This window comes from Streptacidiphilus sp. P02-A3a (assembly GCF_014084105.1).
GTDB lineage: Bacteria > Actinomycetota > Actinomycetes > Streptomycetales > Streptomycetaceae > Streptacidiphilus.
The window spans coordinates 9302352-9313492 of the sequence record NZ_CP048289.1; the positions used below are offsets into that span (position 1 = coordinate 9302352).

General features: G+C 69.9%; 6 protein-coding genes. 4 read left to right on the plus strand and 2 right to left on the minus strand.

What is annotated here, in order from left to right; translation table 11 throughout:
* Window positions 1-49 precede the first annotated feature (49 nt).
* Window positions 50-2779 carry a transglycosylase domain-containing protein gene (locus GXP74_RS39800; protein ID WP_182456031.1) on the minus strand — a complete coding sequence of 910 codons (2730 nt, stop codon included), beginning with the start codon at window positions 2777-2779 and terminating at the stop codon, window positions 50-52.
* A 471-nt stretch (window positions 2780-3250) separates the two neighbouring features.
* Between GXP74_RS39800 and GXP74_RS39805 the strand changes: the two genes are divergently transcribed.
* The 3 genes from GXP74_RS39805 to GXP74_RS39815 all read left to right on the plus strand — a co-directional run bounded on the left by GXP74_RS39805 (window position 3251) and on the right by GXP74_RS39815 (window position 6710).
* Window positions 3251-3949 (plus strand): PadR family transcriptional regulator, encoded by a 699-nt coding sequence (locus GXP74_RS39805; protein WP_182456032.1) that lies wholly within the window; start codon window positions 3251-3253, stop codon window positions 3947-3949.
* Between the two features lie 136 nt (window positions 3950-4085).
* Window positions 4086-5168, plus strand: a complete 1083-nt coding sequence (locus GXP74_RS39810; RefSeq protein ID WP_182456034.1) for an inositol-3-phosphate synthase — start codon at window positions 4086-4088, stop codon at window positions 5166-5168.
* 195 nt (window positions 5169-5363) lie between these two features.
* On the plus strand, window positions 5364-6710 hold the full coding sequence (locus GXP74_RS39815; RefSeq protein ID WP_225448528.1) for an MFS transporter: 1347 nt from the start codon (window positions 5364-5366) through the stop codon (window positions 6708-6710).
* On the opposite strand, the gene GXP74_RS39820 is transcribed toward GXP74_RS39815, so the two are convergent.
* Entirely contained in the window at window positions 6707-8233 is a 1527-nt protein-coding gene (locus GXP74_RS39820; protein ID WP_182456036.1) for a CCA tRNA nucleotidyltransferase, read from the minus strand. The two genes, GXP74_RS39815 and GXP74_RS39820, sit on opposite strands and share 4 nt — an antisense overlap.
* A gap of 210 nt (window positions 8234-8443) precedes the next feature.
* Here GXP74_RS39820 and GXP74_RS39825 point away from each other — a divergent pair, with 210 nt between their 5' ends.
* Entirely contained in the window at window positions 8444-11026 is a 2583-nt protein-coding gene (locus GXP74_RS39825) for a DUF6049 family protein (RefSeq protein ID WP_182456038.1), read from the plus strand.
* Window positions 11027-11141: the final 115 nt, after the last annotated feature.

Consider the following 11141-nt stretch of genomic DNA (forward strand, 5'->3'; position numbering starts at 1 on the left):
GGGGTGGGCGCCGGGGCCGCCGGTCGGGTCCGCGGGCCGTCGCTCCGGCTCAGCCTCCGCTGCCCGGGTTGTTGGGTCCGTGCGAATGGACCGGCGGTGACCAACTGCTCGAACTGCTGATCGATTCACTGGGAGACGGGCTGGAGCAGTTGCCGAGGATGTTCAGCGGGTCGCACGACGGGCTGGACGAGACCGGCGCGGACGGGGTGATCGACGGCGCGGCGGAGGACGGCGGCGCGGACGGCCGCTTCGACGGCGGCGCCGAGGACGGCGGGGCGGACGCCGTCATCGAGGGCGTCGCGCTGGCACTGGGCGACGGGCTGACGCCGAGCTCGTTCTGGATGGTGCCGTAGTTGGCGGTGTCCAGCTTCTCCTGCGGCTGCCCGTTGAGCGCGGCCTCCATGTAGTCGGTCCAGATCGCCGTCGGGAAGTCGGCGCCGTAGACCTGCTGCTGGCCGCCGAGGCCCATCAGCGGAAGCAGGCTGAAGTTCTTCGGGTCCTGGTCGAACAGGCCGATCGCGGTGGAGAGCTGCTTGGTGTAGCCCACGAACCAGGCCGACTTGTAGGAGTCGGTGGTACCGGTCTTACCGGCCGCGTCCCGGCCCAGCGCCAGGGCGTTGGCACCGGTGCCGCTGGACGAGACGACCGCCTTCAGCGCCGTGGTGACCGTCTCCGCGACCTGGGGCGAGAAGGCCTGCTTGGGCTTGCTCTTCAGCGAGACGGTCGTGGCCTGGCCGTTCTCGTTCAGGACGTAGTGGTCCACCTCGTACGGGTCGTACTCGACCCCGTCGTCGGCGAAGGTCGCGTAGGCGGTGGCCAGTCGGATCGGACCGGGGGTGGAGGTTCCCAGCGCGAACGAGGGCACGTTCTGGTCGGGCGCGAGCGAGCTCGGGCTGACGCCCGCCGCCACGGCCGCCGCCGCCACCTTCTGCATGCCGACGTCCATGCCCAGCTGCACGTAGACCGTGTTCACCGACTGCGCCATGGCCTGGGTGAGGGTGATCGGCCCCCACTTCTTGGTCGAGTCGTTCGCCTGGTACCAGGGCTGGTGGTTCTGGTCCAACCAGACCGTGCCGTCCGGGTTCTTGATCTCCAGGTTGGGGTCGCCGTTGTAGAGCGAGTTCAGTGAGACCGGGGTCCCCGGCGCGGTCGAGCCGCCGGCGGACTGCACCCCGTCGGTCAGCGCCGCGGCCAGCACGAACGCCTTGAAGGTCGAGCCGACCAGGATGCTCGGGTTGTCCGCGTCGTCGGTCTCCTGCTTCATGAAGTCGGGACCGCCGTAGATGGCGGTGACCGCTCCGCTGCCGGGCACCACCGAGGCGCCGCCGACGTGCACCCACTGGTCCACCGGGTACTGCTTGTTGTAGTCCGGGGCGGTGGTCGCGTCCTGGGTGTCGGTGACCATGACCTTGGGGTCGATCTTCTTCAGCAGCTCGTTGTCCACCGCCGACTTCATCGCGTCCATGTTGGACTTCACGAAGGTCGTGTAGATCTGGTAGCCGCCGGCGTCCAGCTGGGCCGGGGTCACCCCGGTGCGCAGCAGGTTGTTGTCGGCCAGGGTGACCAGGTAGCCGATGTAGCCGGACTCGCTGGAGTTGCTGACCGGCTTGATCGGCATCGGGAAGCCCTGGGCCGTCACCGTGTCGTACTGGGCCTGGGTGATGAACTTGTCAGCCAGGTTCCGGCTCATCACGTAGTTCCAACGCGCCTTGGCGTTCGCCACGTTGGTGGCGTTGACGGTGTCGGTGTCGGTGCCGGTGCTGCTGTCCCAGGTCGGGTCGTAGATGCTCGGCCCGTTCACCAGCGAGGCGAGGAAGGCGCCCTGGCCGATGGTGAGCTTGTCGGAGCTGATCCCGTAGTACGCCTCGGCGGCGGCGTCGATGCCGTAGGCGCTGCGGCCGAAGTAGCTGGTGTTCAGGTAGCCGTCGAGGACGGTCTGCTTCGGCACCGTGGAGCCGACCTTGATGGACATCAGGATCTCGTCGAGCTTGCGGCTCAGCGTCTGGCCCTGGTTCAGCCGGGTGTTCTTGATCCACTGCTGGGTGATGGTCGATCCGGACTGGACCTCCCCGCCCTTCGCCATGTCGTACACGGCGCGCAGGATGCCCTGCGGGTCAACACCCTTGTCGGTCCAGAAGGTGGCGTTCTCGGCGGCCAGGAAGTCGTTCTGGACGTCGGTCGGGATCGCCGTCAGCGGCACGTTCTGCCGGAAGTAGGCGCCGCGCTGGACCATCTCGGTGCCGTTGGCCCAGTAGTAGGTGTTGCTCTGCATCTGGGTGGTGGCGTTGGGGCTGGGCACCGTGGTCTTCGCGTACGCGTAGCCGATCAGGCCGACCAGGCAGGCGAACATCAGCAGGAAGCCGCTGAGGATCTGCTTCCACGAGGGCAGCCAGCGGCGCACGCCGCGCTTGCCCCAGCGCGGGTAGTCGAGGAAACGCTTCGGCTTGGGACCGGTCGGGCCGCCGGGCCCGCGTCCGCCGCGACGTCCGCCGCCCTGCGGCTCGTTGGCCGCGCCGCCGCCGCGACGGCCCTTGGACTGGGCCGCCTTGCGCATCTCGGCCCGGGTCAGCTGCGGCTGGGCCGAGGTACGGCGGGGCGGTCCGGCCTGGCCGCCGCCGGGTCCCGGCTGGTACCCGCCGCGCGGGCCCTGCTGGGGGCCACCGGGGCCGGGGGGCGGGCCCTGCTGAGGGCCACCGGGGCCGGGGGGCGGCTGTTGGGACCGCCCGTTGGCGGGGGAATCGCCCCGGCCGGACTGCTGCTTTCGCCGATGTTCGCTCATGCTTCCAGCTGCTCCTCGGACAGGCCCTTGAGCCTGAAGGCGGTGGTCCACATTCGATCCGCGTCAGGACCAGCGGTCCCCGCACGGCTCCCCCGGGGCTCCGGCCGAAGCGGCCGTACTGCACCGAGGACGAGGACGTCACATCCGTCACAACGGTTCCCGGCTTTCTGCATAGCCGACAGAGTACGCAGCAGCCAGGGGTCAGCAAACGGGCTTCATTGATCATTCCCGGCATATTGACCACAGATCCTTAGGAAAGAAGCCGTGTCGATCGGGTGAGGGCGGCGGAAGAGCCACCTGAAAGCGGTTCGGAGCGGCCCCCCATCAGCCACTCGCAACCCTCTGTGATCACATTCATCGGGTCGCCCCTTGCCCCCGGCCCGCCCACGGCATATCGTCTCGATGTATCGACTCGATACATCGAGACGGCATAGACGCCGAGAGACGCGCAGGGAGAGGAGGCAGCACGGCATGAGCAGACGCTCCGGGATCCTGGAATTCGCCGTCCTGGGCCTCCTGCACGACTCCCCCATGCACGGCTACGAGCTGCGCAAGCGCCTCAACGTGCTGCTGGGGTCGTTCCGTGCGTTCTCGTACGGAACGCTCTACCCGTGCCTCAAGGGCCTGGTCGCCCAGGGCTCCCTGATCGAGGACAACACCGGCGAGGAGTACATCCCCGCCACCGCCCTCAACGGCAAGCGGTCGAAGATCGTCTACCGGCTGACCGCCGAGGGCAAGCAGCGCTTCGAGGAGCTCCTCGCCGACTCGGGCCCCGACGCCTGGGAGGACGAGCACTTCGGCGTCCACTTCGCCTTCTTCGGCCAGACCGACCGGGCCGTGCGCATGCGCGTCCTGGAGGGCCGCCGCAGTCGGCTCGAAGAGCGCCTGGAACGAATGCGGACCTCGCTGGCCCGCACCCGTGAACGGCTCGACGGCTACACCCTCGAACTCCAGCGCCACGGCCTGGAATCGGTGGAACGCGAGGTCCGCTGGCTCAACGAGCTGATCGAGACCGAGCGGGCCAACCGCAGCAGCGGACGCGGTGCCGATCCGGGGCCCCCGGGCACCGGCACCCCCGGTGTCACCCCACAGATTTCGGACGGCAGGAACCGGACAGCGGCGCACGCCGCCGCACCCCCCGACCGCCCGGAGCGCTCCCCGGAGCGCTGACCCCGCGCAATCCCTCCCTCGTCCAGACGACGGAACGGACCGCACACGCGGGACGCGGGCGCCAGGGGGATCGCCGGCACTCGTTTGAACCACAGCAAGTACGTCACCAAGACCATCACAACAGGGAGCAGCCGGAATGAGTTCGGTTCGCGTAGCAATCGTGGGTGTGGGCAACTGCGCCGCCTCGCTCGTCCAGGGCGTCGAGTACTACCAGGACGCTGACCCGAACAGCCGCGTGCCCGGTCTCATGCACGTGCAGTTCGGCGACTACCACGTCCGCGACGTCGAGTTCGTCGCCGCGTTCGACGTGGACGCCAAGAAGGTCGGCCAGGACCTGGCCCACGCCATCGGCGCCAGCGAGAACAACACCATCAAGATCTGCGACGTGCCGCCGACCGGCGTCATGGTGCAGCGCGGCCCGACCCTGGACGGCCTGGGCAAGTACTACCTGGAGACCATCGAGCAGTCCTCCGAGGAGCCCGTCGACGTCGTCGAGGTGCTCAAGGAGCGCCAGGTCGACGTGCTGGTGTGCTACCTGCCGGTCGGTTCCGAGCAGGCCGCGAAGTTCTACGCCCAGTGCGCCATCGACGCCAAGGTCGCCTTCGTGAACGCCCTGCCGGTGTTCATCGCGGGCACCAAGGAGTGGGCGGACAAGTTCACCGAGGCGGGCGTGCCGATCGTCGGCGACGACATCAAGTCGCAGGTCGGCGCCACCATCACGCACCGCGTGATGGCGAAGCTCTTCGAGGACCGGGGCGTCCTGCTGGAGCGCACCATGCAGCTGAACGTCGGCGGCAACATGGACTTCAAGAACATGCTGGAGCGCGACCGCCTGGAGTCGAAGAAGATCTCCAAGACGCAGGCCGTCACCTCCCAGATCGTGGACCGCGACCTGGGTGCCAAGAACGTCCACATCGGCCCGTCGGACTACGTCGCCTGGCTGGACGACCGCAAGTGGGCGTACGTGCGCCTTGAGGGCCGCGCCTTCGGCGACGTGCCGCTGAACCTGGAGTACAAGCTGGAGGTCTGGGACTCCCCGAACTCCGCCGGTGTCATCATCGACGCGGTGCGCGCCGCGAAGATCGCCAAGGACCGCGGGATCGGTGGCCCGATCCTGTCGGCGTCCTCGTACCTGATGAAGTCCCCGCCGGTGCAGTACTTCGACGACGAGGCCCGCGACAACGTCGAGAAGTTCATCCGTGGCGAGGTCGAGCGCTGAGTCGGCACCACGGCTGACCCGTGGGCGGTAGCTGTTTCACGTGAAACAGCTACCGCCCACGGGTCGTTCCCGGGGTAGCGGGTGTCCGCTCCCCCGTCCGTACCAACCCCGTCCGCGTCAGCGCAGCCGGTCCCGCGGCCCCCGGACGGCTGTTTCGGCGTAGGCATCTGCCCTCCGACGTGGGAGTCTGTGAGGGTGTCGATCATCGGCCACGCCTCCGTCCCCTCAGGCCGCGCCAAGGCCCTGCTGAGGCTGTCCGGCTTCCGCCGCCTCCTCGGCACCCGACTGCTGTCACAGCTGTCCGACGGGATCTTCCAGGTCTCGCTCGCGTCCTACGTGGTCTTCTCCCCCGAGCGCCAGCCCACGGCCGGCTCCATCGCCTCGGCCTTCGCGGTGCTGCTGCTGCCGTTCTGCCTCTTCGGCCCCTTCGCCGGGGTGCTGCTGGACCGCTGGCGGCGCCGCCAGATCCTGCTCTACGGAAACCTGATCCGGCTGCTGCTCTGCGCGGGCACCGCCTGGCTGGTGCTGCTCCGGGTGCCGACACCGGTCTTCTTCACCGCCGCGCTGCTGGTCACCGGCGTCAACCGGTTCATCCTGGCCGGGCTCTCCGCCGCGCTGCCGCAGGTGGTCCGTGACCGGTCCCTGCTGGTCAGCGCGAATGCCATCGCGCCGACCATGGGCACAGTGGCCACCACCATCGGCGGCGGCGCCGCCTTCATCGTGCGGCTCTTCCTCCCGGCCGGTCCGCACGCCAACGCGGCGCTGCTGGTGCTGGCCGGTCTGGGCTACGGCAGCGCCTCGCTGGCGTCCCGGACCATGTCCCGGGACGAGCTGGGCCCGGAGCGCGGGCCGCAGGCCCGGCAGCCGCTGCTCCAGGTGATCGCCGAGACGACCGAGGGCCTGGTGGACGGCGTGCGCCGACTGGTCCGCGACTCCCGTCCGGCGACCTACGCGCTGGCGGCGCTGACCACCCTGCGCTTCTGCTACGGCCTGTTGCTGGTGCTGCTGCTGATGCTGTGCCGCAACACCTTCGCCACACCCAGCGACCAGAGCGCGGGCATCCGCTGGCTGGGGCTGGCCCTGGCCGCCTCGGCGGCCGGGTTCTTCACCGCGGCGGTGGTCACCCCCTGGGCCACCCGCCGGGTCGGCGTCGGCGGCTGGCTGGTGTGGTGCGCGGCGCTGGCCGCCGTGCTGACCCCGGCGCTGGGCCTGCTCTTCGCGCCGATACCGATCATCTCCGCCGCCTACCTGCTGGGCCTGTTCTCCCAGGGCGCGAAGATCAGCACCGACACCATCGTCCAGACCTCGGTGGCCGACTTCTACCGGGGCCGGGTCTTCTCGGTGTACGACGTGCTCTTCAACGGCTCCCTGGTGGCCGCCGCCGCGGTGGCGGCGGCCCTGATGCCCTCCAGTGGCCGCTCAGTGGTGGTGATCGTGATGTCGTCGCTGCTCTACGCACTGACCGCGCTGGCGTACGGCCTCACCCTGCGGCACAGCAGGCCGTCGGCCCAGCTGCACTGCCCGGTGTCCTCCTCGGTCTAGGGCAGCTGACCGTCCCGCGCGGCCCACCACTCCCGCAGCGCCCCGGCGGCCGCCTCCCGGCCCAGCGGTCCGTGCTCCAGCCGGAGCTCCAGCAGGTGCCGGTAGGCCTCGCCGACCTCCCGGCTCGGCTTCAGGCCGAGGATCTCCATGATCTCCTCGCCGTTCAGGTCGGGCCGGATCGAGTCGAGCTCCTCCTGCTCCTGGAGCTGCGCGATCCGCTCCTCCAGGCTGTCGTAGGCCCGGGCCAGCGCCGCCGCCTTCTTCTTGTTCCGCGTGGTGCAGTCGGAGCGGGTCAGCTTGTGCAGCCGGTCCAGCAGCGGCCCGGCGTCCCGGACGTAGCGGCGCACCGCCGAGTCCGTCCACTCACCGGTGCCGTAGCCGTGGAACCGCAGGTGCAGCTCCACCAGCCGGGACACGTCGGCGACCAGCTCGTTGGAGTACTTCAGCTCCCGCAGCCGCTTCTTGGTCAGCTTCGCCCCGACCAGTTCGTGGTGGTGGAAGGAGACGCCGCCGCCGTCCTCGAACCGCCGGGTTCGCGGCTTGCCGATGTCGTGCAGCAGCGCGGCGAGCCGCAGCGTCAGGTCCGGACCGTCCTGCTCCAGGTCGATGGCCTGTTCCAGGACCGTCAGTGAGTGCTCGTAGACGTCCTTGTGCCGGTGGTGCTCGTCACGCTCCAACCGCAGCGCCGGGAGCTCCGGCAGCACCCGCGCGGAGATCCCGGTGTCGACCAGCAGCAGCAGGCCCTGGCGCGGGCACTCGGACAGCAGCAGCTTGTTCAGCTCGGCCTGGACCCGCTCCGCCGAGACGATGTCGATCCGCTCCGCCATCTCCGTCATCGCGGTGACCACCTCGGGCGCGACCTGGAAGTCCAGCTGCGCCGAGAAGCGGGCGGCCCGCATCATCCGCAGCGGGTCGTCCGAGAAGGACGCCTCCGGGGTGCCCGGGGTCCGCAGCACCTTCGCGGCCAGGTCGTCGAGGCCGTGGTACGGGTCGACGAAGACCACCTCGGGCAGCGCGACAGCCATCGCGTTGACGGTGAAGTCCCGGCGGACCAGGTCGTCCTCGATCGAGTCGCCGTAGGAGACCTCCGGCTTGCGGGAGTCCCGGTCGTACGCCTCGGAACGGTAGGTGGTGATCTCGATCTGGAAGTCGCGGGGTTCCCCGCCGCCCACCGGCTTGGCCTTCTTGCGGGCACCGACGGTACCGAAGGCGATGCCGACGTCCCAGACCGCGTCCGCCCAGGGCTTCAGCAGCGCCAGGATCTGCTCCGGCCGGGCGTCGGTGGTGAAGTCCAGGTCATTGCCGAGCCGCCCGAGCAACGCGTCCCGCACCGAGCCGCCGACCAGGGCGAGCCGGAAACCGGCGGCCTGGAAGCGTCGCCCCAGCTCGTCGGCGACGGGATAGGCGTTGAGGATCTCGCTGACCGCGGCGGCCTGCGCGGCGCTGAGCGAGTCGGCGGCGGAACCGCGGCGGGACGGATCTTCGTCCGGGCGGGGAGAGCTGGAATCATTGGCGTTCGGCACGACAGACAAGCCTACGTGGCGTCACGCCCCCCTCGCGCCCCGATACCGTCGGGGCCGGAGCCCGGAACGGCCCGCGCGGTGCGCCCATCCGGGTCTGCCCGGCCGAGTCCACTCCCAGACAACGTCGTTACCATGCCAGAGCGCACATGCGGGGGCAGCGCGGCTGAGGCGACCAGGACAGCGCGAGCGACGAACGAACGGCGAGGACGCGTGGGCGAGGCGGCAGGGCAGAGAAGTCGCACCAGGGAACGAAACGGCGGGCCCGCGCTGCTGCGCGCACCCGTCCGCGCCTCCCTCCGCAGCCCCGGTCGGCTGCGCCGCGCGGCCACGGTCCTGGCGGCGGCCGGGCTGACGCTGCTGAGCGGCTCCGCGCTGGCCCCGGCGGCCCAGGCGTCCGAGTTCCGGATCGGTCCGGCCACCGCCAGTGCGAGCCCGGCCAGGACCGCCGTCACGACCGCGAGCGACGTCTCCGCCGTCGGCACGACCTACCCGGCGGTGGTCTCGCTGGTGAAGATCGATCCGCCGGTGCCGGTGGCCGGGCAGAAGATCACCATCACCGGCACCGTCAAGAACGGCGGCAGCAGCACCATCCAGTCGCTCCAGGTGGGGCTGGCGGTGGGCACCACCAAGATCGCCAACCGGTACACCATCTCCACCATCGCCGGGGACACCACACCGCAGCCCTCGGACGCCCAGGAGCTCGCGAACGTCCCGACCCAGCAGCTCGGGCCGCTGGTGGCGGGCGCCACCAGTCCCCAGTTCACCATCACCGTGAACGTCAACGACCTCGGCCTGACCGCCGGCGGTGTCTACGAGCTGGACGTGGACGCCACCAGCGGCGGCCCGGGATCGCAGTCGCTGGGCGTCGCCCGCACCTTCCTGCCGTACGACCCGTCGCCGGGCACCGCCCAGGCGACCCAGGTCGCCACCCTCTGGCCGCTGGTGGATCAGCCCCGGGTGCAGGCGCAGGTGTACCACGCGGGGACCACCCAGTCGGCCGGGCAGGCGGTGCTGACCGAGGACGACTCGCTGATCCAGGAGCTGGGGTACGGGGGCCGGCTCAACCAGCTGGTGACCAACGGCAGCAGTGTCACCGCCTCCCCGCTGAAGCTGACCTGGGTGATCGACCCGGATCTGATCGACACGGTCAACTCGATGCGCAACGGCTACCAGGTGGTCAGCGACGCCCAGGGCAGCGTGGCCGCCGCCACCCCCGAGTGCAACTGCACCAGGAAGGGCAGCCAGGCCGGGGTCACGGCCGCCCGGCAGTGGCTGCTACAGCTCCAGTCCGCGCTGGTGGGCCTCAACTCCTCGCAGGTCATCTCACTGGCGTACGCCGACCCGGACCTGGCCGCGCTGGCGCACCACCCCAGTGAGAGCGCCGCACTGGTCAGCGAGCTGGCGGCGGTCGGCAGCGCCAGCGTCCCCGACCTGCTCCAGGTCGACGCCAACGACTCGGTCGCCTGGCCCTACCGGGGGTACGTCGACCCCCAGGTGGTGTCGCTGGCGCAGAACCTGCACGACACGCAGATCGTGACGAACAGCGACAGCCTCCCGTACGGCGTGTCGTTCACCCCCAACGCGGCCCGCTCCCTCGGCAACGGGACGACGGCGGTGGTGGCCGACTCCACCATCTCCGACATCTTCTCCGGTGACCTGACCACCGAGAGCGAACAGACGATGGCCGAGCAGCGCTTCCTCGCGGAGACCCTGGAAACCACCCAGGAACAGCCCGGGGTGCAGCGCAGCATCCTGATCCAGCCGCCGCGCGACATGTCCACCAGCACCGCCGACACGCTCCTGGCCTCGCTCCAGGCCGCCTACGCGGGCAAGTGGATCCAGCCGGTGTCCTACGGCACGGTGGCCGCCGCCAAGCCCACTCCCGACACGAACACCACCCTCGCGCCGTACCCGGCCAGCGTGCGCGGGAACGAACTGCCGAGCCTGCCGGACGTCAGCTCGATCGAGGCGGACCTGAACGAGCTCCAGAAGATCATCACCCCGCCGGACCCGTACCGGGCCCAGTTCGACGCGGCGATACTGCGCTCGGTGTCGACCCAGTGGCGCGACCAGCCACAGGCCGGCCTGGACTACCAGACGAACACCCAGGACTACCTGACCAGCCTGCTGAACTCGGTGAGCATCCTGGCGAAACCCACCGGCGTGACGCTGCCCGGCAGCAACTCGGCGACCATCCCGATCACGGTCGAGAACAACCTGCCGCAGACGCTGACGAACCTGGTGGTCCGGCTCACCTCGATGATGCCCAACCGACTGGCGGTCGAGGGCACCGGCATCCAGAAGGTCACGAACGCCGGGAACACCAAGCCGAGCTACAAGTTCCAGGTCAAGGCCGCCGCCAACGGCAAGGTGAAGCTGGTGGCCAAGCTCTTCATCAATGTCGACGGCCAGCTGGTGCCGTACAACGACCTCCCGACCACGCTCGCCTCCATCGATTTTGAGGTGAATGTCACCCAGGTGTCCGACGGGGTGATCGCGGTGATCGCGGGCGGCGTGCTGCTGGTCCTGCTGGCCGGCTTCCGGCTCTACTGGAAACGGCGCAAGGACGCGTCCCTCGCCTCGGGTGACTCCCCGGACGGCCCCGACGGCCCGAACGGCCCGAACGACGCGCCGTCCGGCTCGGATGACGCGCCGGACGGGACCACCGGTGGCCCACCGGGGACAGACGATGCAGATGAGGCGCCCGAGCCGGGGGCCGACACCGACGAAGAGGCGGAATCCGGGCAACCAGGCGGCCATGATCCGGAAAACGGGGTCCAAAGCCCTGTATAGGCTCTGTCGGATGAGAAGGTAGGGAGACGAGACGGCCGGAGGAACCCGGCCGCCCCATCCGAAGATCCGGAGAAGGTGGCATGAGCGCGCCGCGTGACGGCAGAACTCAACGGGG